16 protein-coding genes are annotated in these 14411 nt (G+C 60.6%); 15 read left to right on the top strand and 1 reads right to left on the bottom strand.

Annotation, left to right across the window (positions count from 1 at the left end):
- Positions 1-117 precede the first annotated feature (117 nt).
- The 14 genes from BT125_RS09140 to BT125_RS09075 all read left to right on the top strand — a co-directional run bounded on the left by BT125_RS09140 (position 118) and on the right by BT125_RS09075 (position 11640).
- The gene (locus tag BT125_RS09140) at positions 118-867 is read left to right on the top strand and encodes an electron transfer flavoprotein subunit beta/FixA family protein (RefSeq protein WP_014339477.1); all 750 of its coding nucleotides are present in this window, start codon (positions 118-120) and stop codon (positions 865-867) included.
- Between the two features lie 2 nt (positions 868-869).
- Positions 870-1799 carry an electron transfer flavoprotein subunit alpha/FixB family protein gene (locus BT125_RS09135; RefSeq protein WP_072406279.1) on the top strand — a complete coding sequence of 310 codons (930 nt, stop codon included), beginning with the start codon at positions 870-872 and terminating at the stop codon, positions 1797-1799.
- Positions 1800-1887: 88 nt separating this feature from the next.
- Positions 1888-2712: a substrate-binding periplasmic protein gene (locus tag BT125_RS09130; RefSeq protein ID WP_072406277.1), complete on the top strand. Its 825-nt coding sequence runs from the start codon at positions 1888-1890 to the stop codon at positions 2710-2712.
- 9 nt (positions 2713-2721) lie between these two features.
- Entirely contained in the window at positions 2722-3081 is a 360-nt protein-coding gene (locus BT125_RS09125) for a DUF4398 domain-containing protein (RefSeq protein WP_072406275.1), read from the top strand.
- Positions 3078-3887 carry an OmpA family protein gene (locus BT125_RS09120; RefSeq protein WP_072406272.1) on the top strand — a complete coding sequence of 270 codons (810 nt, stop codon included), beginning with the start codon at positions 3078-3080 and terminating at the stop codon, positions 3885-3887. Before BT125_RS09125 ends, BT125_RS09120 begins: the two co-directional genes overlap by 4 nt.
- Before the next feature lie 200 nt (positions 3888-4087).
- Positions 4088-5530: an aminotransferase-like domain-containing protein gene (locus BT125_RS09115; RefSeq protein ID WP_072406270.1), complete on the top strand. Its 1443-nt coding sequence runs from the start codon at positions 4088-4090 to the stop codon at positions 5528-5530.
- An 85-nt stretch (positions 5531-5615) separates the two neighbouring features.
- On the top strand, positions 5616-6095 hold the full coding sequence (locus tag BT125_RS09110) for a translation initiation factor 2 (protein ID WP_072406595.1): 480 nt from the start codon (positions 5616-5618) through the stop codon (positions 6093-6095).
- A 148-nt stretch (positions 6096-6243) separates the two neighbouring features.
- Positions 6244-6498, top strand: a complete 255-nt coding sequence (locus BT125_RS09105; RefSeq protein WP_072406268.1) for a YkgJ family cysteine cluster protein — start codon at positions 6244-6246, stop codon at positions 6496-6498.
- Between the two features lie 53 nt (positions 6499-6551).
- On the top strand, positions 6552-7160 hold the full coding sequence (locus tag BT125_RS09100) for an START domain-containing protein (protein WP_072406266.1): 609 nt from the start codon (positions 6552-6554) through the stop codon (positions 7158-7160).
- 141 nt (positions 7161-7301) lie between these two features.
- Positions 7302-7538, top strand: coding sequence for a hypothetical protein (locus BT125_RS09095; protein WP_072406264.1), 237 nt, complete (start codon positions 7302-7304; stop codon positions 7536-7538).
- Between the two features lie 201 nt (positions 7539-7739).
- Complete coding sequence (locus tag BT125_RS09090; RefSeq protein ID WP_003179463.1) at positions 7740-8081, top strand: ribonuclease E inhibitor RraB; 342 nt, start codon at positions 7740-7742, stop codon at positions 8079-8081.
- Between the two features lie 386 nt (positions 8082-8467).
- Positions 8468-9877, top strand: coding sequence for a circularly permuted type 2 ATP-grasp protein (locus tag BT125_RS09085; RefSeq protein ID WP_060741264.1), 1410 nt, complete (start codon positions 8468-8470; stop codon positions 9875-9877).
- Positions 9878-9886: 9 nt separating this feature from the next.
- Positions 9887-10837 carry an alpha-E domain-containing protein gene (locus BT125_RS09080; RefSeq protein ID WP_060741265.1) on the top strand — a complete coding sequence of 317 codons (951 nt, stop codon included), beginning with the start codon at positions 9887-9889 and terminating at the stop codon, positions 10835-10837.
- Positions 10834-11640: a transglutaminase family protein gene (locus BT125_RS09075; protein ID WP_072406261.1), complete on the top strand. Its 807-nt coding sequence runs from the start codon at positions 10834-10836 to the stop codon at positions 11638-11640. Before BT125_RS09080 ends, BT125_RS09075 begins: the two co-directional genes overlap by 4 nt.
- Before the next feature lie 125 nt (positions 11641-11765).
- Here BT125_RS09075 and BT125_RS09070 read toward each other — a convergent pair whose 3' ends face one another.
- The gene (locus BT125_RS09070; protein WP_072406259.1) at positions 11766-12578 is read right to left on the bottom strand and encodes a c-type cytochrome; all 813 of its coding nucleotides are present in this window, start codon (positions 12576-12578) and stop codon (positions 11766-11768) included.
- A 610-nt stretch (positions 12579-13188) separates the two neighbouring features.
- Here BT125_RS09070 and BT125_RS09065 point away from each other — a divergent pair.
- Positions 13189-14394: an acetyl-CoA C-acetyltransferase gene (locus BT125_RS09065; protein WP_072406257.1), complete on the top strand. Its 1206-nt coding sequence runs from the start codon at positions 13189-13191 to the stop codon at positions 14392-14394.
- Positions 14395-14411 lie beyond the last annotated feature (17 nt).

Genomic DNA, 14411 nt, shown 5'->3' with positions numbered 1-14411 from the left:
TGAGCAGGGTCATGTGTGGTTCATGCCGGCGTTTTTAGAGGTGCCCTTGCGCCCATGAGCATCAACCGCCAGGTTCGCCTAGGCGACTTTTTTTCACCGGAGAGTAACGAGGAATCCATGAAGGTTCTTGTAGCTGTCAAACGAGTGGTCGACTATAACGTCAAGGTTCGCGTCAAGGCGGACAACTCCGGCGTCGACCTCGCCAACGTCAAGATGTCGATGAACCCCTTCTGCGAAATCGCCGTGGAAGAAGCCGTACGCCTGAAAGAGAAAGGCGTGGCAACGGAAATCGTCGTCGTCTCCATCGGCCCGACCACCGCCCAGGAACAACTGCGCACCGCGCTGGCACTGGGTGCCGATCGCGCCATCCTCGTCGAATCCGCCGAAGACCTGACTTCCCTGGCCGTGGCCAAGCTGCTCAAGGCCGTTGTCGACAAGGAACAGCCATCGCTGGTGATCCTCGGCAAGCAAGCCATCGACAGCGACAACAACCAGACCGGCCAGATGCTCGCGGCATTGAGCGGCTACGGTCAGGGCACCTTCGCGTCCAAAGTCGAAGTGTCCGGCGACAGCGTTGCCGTGACTCGCGAGATCGACGGCGGTGCGCAGACCGTTTCCCTGAAACTGCCGGCCATCGTCACTACCGACCTGCGTTTGAACGAGCCGCGTTATGCGTCGTTGCCAAACATCATGAAAGCCAAGAAGAAGCCGCTTGAAGTGCTGACGCCTGACGCTTTGGGCGTTTCCACCGCCTCCACCAACAAGACCCTCAAAGTCGAAGCGCCGGCTGCACGCAGCGCGGGCATCAAGGTCAAGTCGGTGGCTGAACTGGTCGAGAAACTGAAAAACGAAGCGAAGGTAATCTGATCATGACTATCTTGGTAATCGCCGAACACGATAACAAGGTGCTGGCTCCGGCCACGCTGAACACCGTTGCTGCTGCCGCCAAAATCGGTGGCGATGTGCACGTCCTGGTGGCCGGGCAGGGCGCAAGCGCCGTTGCCGAAGCCGCTGCGAAAATCGCGGGTGTGGCAAAAGTGCTGTCGGCCGACAACGCCGCCTACGCACACCAGTTGCCGGAAAACATCGCACCGCTGGTAGCCGAGTTGGGCAAGGGCTATAGCCACATCCTGGCAGCCGCCACTTCCAACGGCAAAAACATCCTGCCGCGCGTTGCCGCTGCGCTGGACGTCGACCAGATCTCCGAGATCATCTCGGTAGAAAGCGCCGATACCTTCAAGCGTCCGATCTACGCCGGTAACGCCATTGCCACCGTGCAATCGAACGCGTCGGTCAAGGTCATCACCGTCCGCGCCACCGGTTTCGACCCGGTTGCCGCCGAAGGTGGCTCGGCTGCCATCGAAGCCGTAGGCGCTGCCCACGACGCTGGCATCTCCAGCTTCGTCAACGAAGAGCTGGCCAAGTCCGATCGTCCTGAACTGACCGCTGCCAAGATCGTCGTTTCCGGCGGCCGTGGCATGCAGAACGGTGACAACTTCAAGCACTTGTACGCCCTGGCCGACAAGCTCGGCGCTGCCGTCGGCGCTTCCCGCGCCGCGGTCGACGCCGGTTTCGTACCCAACGACATGCAGGTCGGCCAGACCGGCAAGATCGTTGCACCACAGCTGTACATCGCCGTCGGTATCTCCGGCGCGATCCAGCACCTGGCCGGCATGAAAGACTCCAAGGTGATCGTTGCGATCAACAAGGACGAAGAAGCGCCGATCTTCCAGGTGGCCGACTATGGCCTGGTGGCGGACTTGTTCGAAGCCATCCCCGAGCTGGAGAAGCTGGTCTAATCCGGCGTCTTCACTTATAAAGAGCCCGGCCCTTTGGCCGGGCTTTTTATTTTTCGCACTGTTTTCGCTGCAAGGGGAGCGTATCGCCATGGATCTGCGTCGTTTGACCGGCTGGTCGTTGCTGTGGGCGTTGGCGATCATGCCGGGCCTGTCTGTCGCCGCCGGCAAATGTGAACGCCTGATCGCCACCGGCAGCCCGGACGCGCCACCTTACCTCTGGCAAGACCCTCAGGATCCCAAGCACCTGATCGGCGCCGGCGCAGACCTGCTGGCGCAAGTGGCGGGCGAACTGGGGATCAAGATCGAGCTGCTTTACGCTGGCAAGCGTGCCCAGGCATTGGACGAAGTGCGCAGTGGGCGCATGGACCTGCTCACCGATGCGCCACTGACCAGCACGGGGCTTGAAGCGCTGGACTACGTCCACCCGCCCTTGCTGGAAAATGATTACCTGGTCTGGACTCGCAAGGACTCGATGCTGGTCATCAACCAACCCGGAGACCTTCATGGTCATCCCGGTGCCTTGTCGGAAAAGTCCCGAATGACCCAGGGGTTCGGCGTTTTTGCCGAGCAGCAATTATCCCTGGTGCGCACGCCCAACCTGACCCAGGCCTTTCAGAAATTGCTGCTGGGAGAGGTGGAATACGTCTTGGCGGGGCGCTATTCGGGTCTGGCGATGGCGCAGACGCTGGGGATGGCCAACGACCTGCAAGCCGCACCGCAACCGGTGGATAAACCCGGGCTGTTCGTGGCGGTTTCCCATAACTCCGCCTGCAACGACCCATGGTTACGCGGACAGCTGGCGCAAAAGATGACAGAATTGGCCGCGTCCGGGCTGACGGAGGCTGTGTTGCAGCGCAATCTCGAGCGTTGGAAAACACAGTTGCAGCCACCTGTCAGTGCCCCAAAACAGTAGGGAACATTAGTGACTATTCGACCTCTTTTCGCTGCCCTGGCCGTTCTGGCTCTGGCGGGCTGCGCAGCCGATCCGGCGCCGAATGAACAGATCCGCCTGACCGAACAGGCACTGCAGCAAGCCCGGGCCGTTGGCGCTACTGCCGACGAAGTGCCCGAATTGAAACTGGCTGAAGAAAAATTCGCCCGCGCCAAATCCAACATGGCCGACGAATCCTACAAGAAGGCGCGTATGCGGGCCGAACAGGCTGAACTCGATGCCCGCTTGGCCGAAGCGAAGGTGCTGACCCTCAAGAGCCAGGAGCAACTGAACGTGCTCGACACCCGCATCAAGCGCTTGCGCAAACAACTGAGGGAGGATGCCCAATGAAGCACTCCCACGTATTGGGCGGCCTGGTCCTCGCCGGCCTGGCCAGCCTGTATGGCTGCGCCGGCCAACGCAGCGAAGCGGCGCTCGAGCAGGCCAGCACCGATTTCCAGAAGGTCAAGGAAGACGCCAACGTATTGCGTGCCGCGCCCCGGGACGTGATCCGCGCCGGTGAATCCCTGGCCCGTGCCGATCGCTTGTCCAGCTATTGGGGCAGCGGCGAGGATGTGCAGCATTACGCTTACCTGAGCCAGCGCTACAGTGCGATCGCCCGGGAGCACAGCAATCAAGTGCTCAACGAAGAGCGCGCGGCGAAGCTCGAACTGGAGCGCCAGCGCCTGCAGTTGGCCCTGCGTGAATCCAAGTTGCTGAGTGTGCAGCAGCAGGGCAAATGGCTCGAAGAACAGATCATGGCGATGGCGACCACCCAGACCGATCGCGGCCTGGTGATGACCCTGGGTGACGTGCTGTTCGACACCGGCGAAGCGGAACTGAAGAATTCGGCCAACCGGGTGGTGCTCAAGATTGTGCAGTTCTTGCAGCTCAATCCCAAGCGCGTGGTGCGTATCGAGGGGTACACGGACAGCACGGGCGGCAAGCAGGAAAACCTCAAGCTGTCTCGCGATCGCGCGCAAGCGGTCGCGGATGTGCTGGTAGACCTGGGGATTGACGAAAAGCGCATCCAGGTCGAAGGCTACGGTGATGAGTACCCGGTGGACGTCAACGCTACCGAGCGGGGCCGGGCACAGAACCGTCGCGTTGAAATTGTGTTCTCCGACGAAAAAGGCCAGCTCGGCGCCGCCCGCTAAGGGTTGCGTCACTGGAAAGCCCGGCCCCTGTAGAAGGCGCCGGGTTTTTTTGGCCCTGCAATCGATGCGCGATGAGTACAGTTAGAGCTGTCACTCCACTGTACTGTCGAGTAATCTGGCAACTGTCCCAGTACACTTCTAAACTGTTCCGGTATCGTTTCCGACAAGAATAAAATGCCCGTGAAATCGAGTGCTGCGTCATGACCAACCTCCTGCTCTATCAACGTATTGCTCAACAGTTGGCTGAAGACATCCGGCGCGGTGTGTATCAGCCCGGTGAACGCGTGCCTTCGGTGCGCAAGATGAGTTCGCAGCTTAACGTCAGCCACGCCACAGTGTTGCAGGCCTACGCGAACCTTGAAGATCAGGGGCTGATTCGCGCACGGCCGCAATCGGGCTACTACGTGCACCAGACACCGGCCCTGACGGCACCGACGCCGGACATTGCCCGGGTAGAGCGCCCAGGGCTGGTGACGCGCAGCAGCATCATCCAGCAGGTATTGGTCGAGTCGCGTCGCGAAGGGGTGTTCCCCCTGGGCGCGGCGGTGCCGAGTGTCGACTACCTGCCTGTCCGGGCCTTGCATCAGCAGTTGGCCAAGGTCACGCGTTTCCATAGCCCACGGGCGTTCAGCTACATGTTCAGTCCGGGCTTCGAGCCGTTGCGGCGACAAGTGGCGATTCGCATGCGCGATGCCGGTGTCGTGGTGGACCCTTCCGAAGTGGTGATCACCCACGGCTGCGTCGATGCGCTGCAGATGTCCTTGCGGGTGCTGACGCGGCCGGGGGACTTGATCGCCGCCGAGTCGCCAACCTATTACGGCTTGCTGCAACTGGCGGATCTGCTGGGCCTCAAGGTTATCGAGATCCCCAGCGATCCGGTCACCGGCATGAGCCTGGAGGCCTTGCAATTGGCGGCCAACCAGTGGTCGATCAAGGCGCTGGTGCTGACCACGCGCCTGAGCAATCCCCTTGGCAGCACCATGCCCGAAGAGCGGCAAAAGCAACTGCTGCGCCTGGCGTCGGACTTCGACATCCAGATCGTCGAGGACGATATCTATGGCGAGCTGATGTTCGAGCAGGGTCGCACCAAGGCCCTCAAGGCCTATGATCGGCTGGACCGGGTGATCTACTGTTCGAGTTTTTCCAAGACGTTGTCGCCAGGTGTGCGCATCGGTTGGATGATCGCGGGGAAATTCCAGCAGGAAATCCAGCGGCTCCAGACCTTCAGCACTCACTCGGCGTGCAGCGTCACGCAGATGGGCATTGCCGCCTATCTGGAAAACGGCGGCTATGACCGGCACCTGCGTTATATCCGCCAGGAGTACCGCAAGAACCTCAGTGCCTTTCAGCTGGCGGTGCAACAGTACTTCCCCGAAGGCACGCAAATGAGCCGTCCCAATGGCGGTTTCATTCTGTGGGTCAGCCTGCCGGGACGGGTCAATACCCAGGAATTGCATGTGCGGGCGTTGCAACAAGGCATCAGTATCGCGCCAGGGCTGATTTTCAGTAACACCGAGCAGTTCAACCACTGCATTCGCTTGAACTGCGGTACCCCCTGGAACCGTGAGGCAGAGCGGGCCTTGATGACGCTGGGGTTGTTGGCGACTCAATTGTGCCAAGAAACGGCCAACGGGTTTCTATAGGAATCAGCGGCTTAGCTTGATGTGCTTGTCAGCGCCTCATTATCAGGCGAGCATGGGCTTTTCTGCCGTCAGTGCCGTTGTGTCTATGAAAGCCAATGTTCCTGTTGTCTGGGTTTTGATCGGCCTGTTCAGTGCCTTCCAAATGGGAGGCGTCGTCGTGGCGGCTCCGGCGCAGGAAAAACCGGCCGTCAGTGCCACGAAGAATGCGCCGAAAAAAAACGCAGTGGCCAAGAAGCCGTCCGCTAAAAAGGCGACTGCGGCGAAGAAAAAAAAGCGTGCGCCCATTGCCTCCAAGAGCAAATCCGCCCGCGAGGTCGCCAAGACTCCATTGCCGCCGGCCAAGCTGGACCTGAGCCTGCCCCATGACCTGGTCGAGGACCTGCAGCCACCGGGTAAGGTAGCGCCGCTCAAGCGCGAACCGCTATTGCCGTCCATGTTCGGAGATAAACCCGGACCGTTCCAGCTCAATGGCCGGTTGTTGAGCAATGAAATGCAACTGCCGCTACGCAATCAGGAGCGCAACGAGGTGGAAGGCGCAGCGCTGGATTTCGAATTCAAGCAGTAAGCCTTTCACTGGCATGCAGCTCGTCGCTGACCGTTCGGTCATTTGGCCAGCGGCAAAAAAACACGCAGACGGTAATTTAAAACGAGTGTTTTAGCCGTTACTCTGTCTTCTGTTACTCATCATTACCCGCCGCGAGGATGTTGTCGTCATGAAGTGCCGTGAAGGCTGTGGCGCCTGTTGCATCGCCCCTTCCATCAGCTCACCTATCCCTGGCATGCCCCGAGGCAAACCGGCGGGAGAACGTTGTGTGCAGCTGTCGGTCGATAACCTGTGCCGGATCTTCGGCCAGCCGGAGCGTCCGGCGGTGTGCTCGGCATTCGAAGCCGACATCGAGGTGTGCGGCGGCAGCCGTGAAGAGGCCATCCGCTTGATCGGTTGGTGGGAGCAAGTCACGGCAGCGTAACGGGTCAATGAACAGATCCGAAATGAACGAACTTGGACAATAAGGAAAAAACTATGGGTTCGCTGCATCGTATGGCTGTGTTGTGTGGGTTGACCGTGTTGCTGGCGACGGCCACCGCCCAGGCAGAGGACTGGCAGGTTGCCAAGGAAAAGGAAGGTATCAAGGTTTCCCTCAGTGAAGTGGGGGGCTCCAAGTACAAGGCCTATCGCGGCGTGACGGTGATGAAAACCACCATGGCCAAGCTGCGGGCCCTGCAGGAAGACGTTCCCGGCGCTTGCGCCTGGATTCATGAGTGCAAGAGCCAGAAACTGCTCAAGCACGAAGGCGACAAGAGCTGGACTTATACCCAATTCAACACGCCATGGCCGGTGACGCCGCGGGACTCGGTGCTGGAAGTCACCACCGAGGAGGGGGCCGACGGCAGCCTGACCCGCAAGCTCAAGGGCGTGCCGACATACCTGCCTGAAGAGCAAGGTTTCGTACGGGTGGCCCAGGTCGACGGCTTCTGGAAGTTCACGCCAAAGGGCGCGGACCAGATTGAAGTGGTTTATCAGGTTCACACCGAACCGGGCGGGGACGTGCCGTCCTGGCTGGCGAACAAGTTCGTGGTGGACGCGCCGTTCAACACCCTCAAGGCCCTGAAGGAACGCGCCGAAAAGTGATTGGCCAAGGCCGCACAAAAAGAGACCGCCCCCGAGGCGGTCTTTTCATGTGTGCCGTCCAAGCACCCAGCGGAACGATTGTCCGCCCCTCAATGTCGAGATAAAGGTAAGCCAGGCCCTGAATTGATCAAGGAGACACTGATGCAAAAGTGGGAAATCACTTTCATTGACGATCACGGTGAAACCACCGTCGAGCAGTTCGACTATGACCATAAACCCACCATGGAGCAGGCCGCCCAACTGATTCGTGAAAGGTTGCTCCCAGTGCTCAGCCAATTGGACCTCAACGACTTGGTGGATCGCACCGAAGACCCGACAGTCAAGAATCTCAAGTCTCAAAACAGTATCGAAATCCTCAGCATTACACCGATTTCATGAAACGGTGGCTGGTCTCGCTTGGCAGTGGCCATCACTTGCGGCTACTCTGCAATTGAGATCAGCGAAAGGATCGCCAAGGTCCGGTCTTGTCAGCTACATGCTTGTGTCCCGACGGCCATTTGATGCCGTATCGCTTGCAGCCTGAAGGCTTCACGCACGGGAAGACGGAAAGTCTATCCATCGGTTTTAGGAGGACGTTTCATGAGCACAGCCTATCAAGAAGACATCAGCACCAGCGTATTGCGCCGCATGAAAGAAGGCGGTTTCGATTTTTCCCGATTCCATCCCATTGAGTTCTACGCCATTTTCCCGGACGAGGAGCGGGCGCGCAGGGCGGCAGGTCATTTTCGGGGCGAATCGTTGAATGCGCAGATCAGTGCACGGGACGACGGGGCTTGGTCATTGGAACTGAGCCGGGTGATGTACGCCACTTACGATGATATTGGCGACTTCGAGCAAGACTTCGAGGCAGTTGTCGAACCCTTGGGGGGTGTTATCGAGGGTTGGGGCGTCAAGCAAGAGATCCGGCGCCTGCAGGCCTGACAGTCACTCACCGCAACCACAGCAACGGCTGACCTTTGTGTCGGCCGTTTTCATGTCTAACTTCCCACGAATCCTGTGGGAGCGAGCTTGCTCGCGATGGCATCGGTACATCCAACCTGGATGCAAGCTGACCCACCGCAATCACTCCCCCCAGGTTTTGTACCTAACTGTATCCAGGCCAAGCCGCTTCGTTTTTCCATGGCTATGCTCAGGAGAGCGACGCCCCTGCGTCGCAATGAAGCGGGGGGCAGCGGGTTGGGGGCATTTGTCGCACTATAAAAGTGCGCGGCCTCTCAATGGAGATTCCAACCCGTTGATCATAAAGCGTTTATGCCGATGGCACGGGGCTTGCGAAGCCTTGCTGCCAGGGTGACAAGGAGCACGGCATGATCCGCAGCGGTTTTGATGAAATGTACGATGCCGACGGCCAGGTCCGCCCGCACTACCAGGCGTTTGCCCGCTGGCTGGCCGACACGCCTGACGAACTGCTGGCGCAACGCAGGCGCGAAGCCGACCTGTTGTTTCACCGTGCCGGCATTACGTTCACGCTCTACGGGGACGAGCAGGGCACCGAGCGCCTGATCCCGTTCGACACGATCCCGCGCAGCATCCCGGCCAGCGAATGGCGGGTAGTCGAACGTGGCTGCATTCAACGGGTCAAGGCGCTGAACATGTTCCTGGCCGACCTCTACCACGAACAACGGATCATCCGGGCCGGCATCATCCCCGCCGAACAGGTGCTGGCCAACGAGCAGTACCAACTGGCGATGCAAGGGCTCGATCTGCACCGTGACATCTACGCGCACATTTGCGGTGTCGACCTGGTACGCGACGGTGACGGCACCTACTACGTGCTCGAAGACAATCTGCGTACGCCCAGCGGTGTCAGCTACATGCTCGAAGACCGCAAGATGATGATGCGCCTGTTTCCCGAACTGTTCGCCGCCCAGCGCATCGCCCCCATCGATCATTATCCGAACCTGCTGCTCGACACCTTGAAAAGCTCCAGTCCGCTGGACGACCCCAGCGTCGTGGTACTGACGCCGGGGCGTTTCAACAGTGCATTTTTCGAGCACGCATTCCTGGCCAGGGAGATGGGTGTGGAGCTGGTGGAAGGCGCTGACCTGTTCGTGCGGGATGACAAAGTGTTCATGCGCACCACCGACGGGCCGAAAGCGGTGGATGTGATCTACCGTCGCCTCGACGACGCGTTCCTCGATCCACTGGCCTTCAATCCGGATTCGATGCTCGGCGTACCGGGGCTGTTGTCCTCCTACCGTTCCGGCAACGTGGTGCTGGCCAATGCCATCGGCACGGGGGTGGCGGACGACAAGTCGGTGTATCCGTTCGTCACCGACATGATCCGTTTTTACCTGGACGAAGAGCCGATCCTGAAGAACGTTCCCACCTGGCAGTGCCGTAATCCTGCAGAGCTCTCCCATGTGCTGGCGAATCTTCCCGACCTGGTGGTCAAGGAGACCCAGGGCTCCGGCGGGTATGGAATGCTGGTGGGGCCGGCCGCGACGACGGCGCAAATCGATGCCTTTCGCGAGCGGATCAAGGCCAAGCCGCACGCCTACATCGCCCAGCCGACGCTGTCGCTCTCGACGTGCCCGACCTTTGTCGAAAACGGCATCGCCCCACGTCACATTGACTTGCGCCCGTTTGTGCTCGCCGGCCGCGAGACCCGCGTGGTCCCTGGCGGGCTGACACGGGTGGCGCTGCGCGAAGGCTCCCTGGTGGTGAATTCATCCCAGGGCGGCGGTACCAAGGACACGTGGGTGGTCGAGGATTGAGGAGCTGCCATGCTGAGTAGAACCGCCTCGGACCTGTACTGGATGTCGCGCTACCTGGAGCGGGCGGAAAACCTCGCGCGGATGCTCGACGTCAGTTATTCGTTGTCACTGATGCCCCAGGACGGGCGTGGCGACGGTCTGCACGAACTGGCCATGCCATTGCTGATCACTGGCACCCTGGACGATTACCGGGAGCGACACGGCGATCTGCACGCCGAGCGCCTGCTGCATTTCTTTGCCCTGGAAGCGGCCAACCCGGCCAGCATCTACAGCTGTCTCGGTTCCGCGCGGGCCAGTGCCCATGCGGTACGTGGCCGGATCACCGCCGACATGTGGGAAAACATCAATGCCACTTGGCTGGAAATTCGCGGTATCGGCGAGCAAGGCTTGAATCGCTACGGCATGAGCCGTTTCTGCGAGTGGATCAAGGAGCGCTCGCACCTGTTTCGTGGCGCGACCTACGGCACCATCATGCGTAACGACGCGTTCCGGTTCATTCGCCTGGGGACCTTTATCGAAAGGGCCGACAACACCCTGCGCTTGCTCGATGCCCGCTACGAAATGGCCGGCGACCAGGCCGACGCCGTCAGCGACGGCACGGCCCACGCCTACTACCAATGGAGCGCCTTGTTGCGGGCCTTGTCGTCCTTCGAGGCCTACACCGAGATCTACCGTGAGGCCCCGGGCGCTCGCCATGTGGCTGAGTTGCTGCTGTTGCGCGCCGACGTGCCGCGCTCGCTGCGTGCCTGTACTGAAGAAATCGACCAGATCCTCGCGAGCCTGCCTGGCACCAACGGTCGGCAGGCACAACGGCTGGCGGCGGAAATGGACGCGCGCCTGCGCTACACCGGCATCAACGAAATCCTCGATGGGGGCCTGCATGCCTGGCTCACCGAATTCATCCCACTGGTCCGTGAACTGGGCAACACCATTCACAGTTCCTACCTGGAGGTCATATGAGACTCTCGATCAGCCACGAAACGGCCTACCACTATGAAGATCAGGTTCGTGCCAGCATCCAGTACCTGCGCCTGACGCCCCACGACAGTGAACGCCAGCATGTGCTGAGCTGGCAGCTTGATTTGCCACGGCCGGTGCGGGCGCAACTGGATCCGTTTGGCAACATCCTGCACGTGCTGACCCTGGATGAGCCCCACGAAACGGTCATCATCGGCGCCCGCGGACAGGTGGATATCGATCCGTTGCGCGAAGCCGAACACGAGAGCCAGTCCGCACTGCCATTCCTGCGTTTCACCCGGTTGACCGAGGCGGACGAGGCGCTTCGAACCTTCGCCGCGCAGCAATGCCAGCAGCGTCGCGACCGCACAGCGTTGATCGACCTGATGCATGGGTTGAACCAGCACATGATCTACACCCCTGGCACCACGGCAGTCGAGACCAGTGCAGCCCAGGCGTTCGCCGGTCGTAGCGGGGTGTGCCAGGACCATACCCATGCTTTCCTGGCCTGCGCTCGTAGCCTGGGCGTGCCGGCGCGGTATGTGTCGGGTTATCTGTTCAGCGAAGAGAGCGAGCACCTGGCGAGCCACGCCTGGGCAGAGGCCTGGCTGGACGACGCCTGGTACAGCTTCGACGTGACCAATCAACTGGCTCGCCCGGAGCGCCACCTGAAACTGGCCGTGGGCCTGGATTACCTTGACGCCTGCCCGGTGCGTGGCATGCGCCGCGGCGGTGGTGGCGAGCAGATGCATGCCAGGATGATCGAGACCCCCGGCGCCCCAGCGATCACTGTGCAAATCCAGTAATCACCTGGCGAACGAGCTTTTGTGGCGAGGGAGCTTGCTCCTGCTCGAGTGCGAAGTGCTCGCGAGCTCGTCAAGGGCTGCTGCGCAGCCCGGCGGGAGCAAGCTCCCTCGCCACAAAAGCGATCTCATGGAGCCAGAGGCTGCTTGCGCCCCGCCATATGCTTCAAGTAACCCACCAGCAAATCCAGGTCCGAATCCGGCAACACCGCTGCCGAGAAGCCAGGCATTTTGCCCTGGGGCCAGTGTCGCAGGCCTTGCGGGTCGCGAATGTAGCGCTTGAGGAAATCCCCGGAGAAGTATTCGGTGGGATTGAAAGGGATGTTCAGGTCAGGGCCGAACTGTGCATCGCCAGCGCCATTGAGCCGATGACACGCCAGGCAGTTCTTCTGGAACAGCTCGAAACCTTTATTGATCGGGTCGTCCTTGGCCAGGTTGGGCGCTGGTAGCAGGGCCGGGAAGCGTTCAGCCACCGCCGACAGGTGCTTGATGCTCGCCACCGCATAGGGCCATTGTTCCGGGCTGATGCGGCCTGCCTGCGGGTCGGTCCAGACCAGATAGAAAGGCCCGGCACTGGACTTGCCTTCCCCCAGCGACGGCCACGGCTTGGCCGGGTCTTCGATCGCCAACCAGGCCCGGGCCCCGTTCTTGTTGAGTAATGGCGCCGCGGGCATCTCGGCAGCGAAGCCGTCCAGGGCAACGGCCTGCAGGTGGTCGTCCGGGTGGATGCCCGTCAACAGGGACGTCAGCGGCACGGCTCGATAACTCATGGGTTTCTTGTAGGAAACGTCCTCAGCAATCTGGACCGTTTGAGCGTCTGGATGCTTGAGCAGTTCTTCGGTTTGCCAGGTACGCGTGCTCGCGCCCAACTCCAGCACCAGTTGCGCGGCATAAAGGGGCGTGCTGAGCAGCAACGCCCCGAACACAATGAGAGCTTTCAAGTCGATCGCCTTCCATGTCGAGGGGGGGCCGCAAAGGTTGGCACAGCCATCGCAGCTCGAACAGTGAACCCATCACATTTTTTTGGCGACACAACGTATTGGATGAAGCAGGGGCCTCCGCGCAGGATTCAGCCAATCACCTTGGTGATATTCGGCAAAATCAACAGCAGCGTCGTGGCAAAGAGAATGAGTCCGGCTTGACGAACTTTCGAATGTTTGAACATGGCTGATCCGCCTTTTTTGTTATGTCCTGAAAACCAGCCTGCATATCCATGACGGCTGGCGTTGCACTTCCTGTTCGACAAGTGCCTCGGCAAAACCCGACGACTAACTTGTACAAGGATTACATTAGGGGCCGCGGCCGCCTTGACTTAGATCCAATTCGTATCAACTTGGCAAATATCGCTATTAAAGCGGTATGAGGCCTATTGCCACCTTCCTGCTGGCCCTTTTGCTAGACAGCTTGCCCTCCTGAATCGGTTAACCCGATAGCTCGCTACCGTTCGTCTGAGCGTGGCCGTCAACACCATTGAGCGCTGTGGTCATTGAATCCGGCGCCGCTGGGCTTATGGTTGGAGGCATCGCATTACCCCGTGGTTTCGAGGATGTCATGACTCAAGCTTTGATTTTCGACGCATTACGCACGCCTCGTGGCAAGGGCAAGGCTGATGGCGCCCTGCACAGCGTCAAGCCGGTGAACCTGGTGGGTGGCCTGCTCAGTGCATTGCAGCAGCGCATGGATTTGGACACCAGCCAGGTCGACGACATCGTGCTCGGTTGTGTGACGCCCGTGGGCGAGCAAGGTGCCGATATCGCCAAGACCGCAGCGTTGGTGGCCAACTGGGATGTCAGCGTGGCGGGGGTGCAACTCAATCGGTTTTGCGCCTCGGGCCTGGAAGCTGTGAATCTGGCGGCGATGAAGGTGCGTTCCGGGTTCGAAGACCTGGTGGTGGCCGGCGGCGTCGAATCCATGTCCCGGGTGCCCATGGGCAGCGATGGCGGTGCGTGGGCGCTGGACCCGCAATCCAACCTGCAGGGCCACTTCATTCCCCAGGGCATCGGCGCCGATCTGATCGCCACCCTGGAAGGCTTCAGCCGCGAGGATGTCGACAGCTACGCGCTGCACTCCCAGCAAAAAGCGGCACGCGCCCGGGCCGACGGTTCGTTCGATAAATCCCTGGTCGCCGTGCGGGACCAGAATGGCATCGTATTGCTGGACCACGACGAATTCATCCGCGCCGACTCCACCCTCGAAGGCCTGGGCAAGCTCAAGCCGAGTTTCGAAGCCATGGGCCAGATGGGCTTCGACGGCACGGCGCTACGGGTCTACAGCCATGTCGAGCGCATCCATCATGTGCACACGCCGGGTAACAGTTCCGGCATCGTCGATGGCGCGGCGCTGATGTTGATCGGTTCCGAAGCCAAGGGGCGCGCCATGGGCCTGCGACCCCGGGCACGGATCGTCGCCACAGCCGTCACCAGTACCGACCCGACCATCATGCTTACCGGCCCGGCGCCGGCCACCCGCAAGGCGCTGGCCAAGGCCGGGCTGCGGGTGGAGGACATCGACCTGGTCGAAGTCAACGAAGCCTTCGCCTCGGTGGTACTCAAGTTCATCCGGGACATGGCCATCGATCCCGCCAAGGTCAACGTCAACGGTGGCTCCATCGCCATGGGGCATCCCTTGGGGGCCACCGGCTGCGCAATCCTTGGCACGTTGCTCGACGAGTTGGAGGCGCGTCGCCTGCGCTATGGCCTGGCGACCCTCTGTGTTGGCGGCGGCATGGGCATTGCCACCGTCATCGAACGCCTCTGAGCCCGACTTCAAGGAAT

The organism is Pseudomonas sp. NFACC04-2 (genome assembly GCF_900119265.1).
GTDB lineage: Bacteria > Pseudomonadota > Gammaproteobacteria > Pseudomonadales > Pseudomonadaceae > Aquipseudomonas > Aquipseudomonas fluorescens_AA.
Note: the sequence above shows the minus strand (reverse complement) of the source record. Positions and strands in the feature narration are given on the sequence as shown.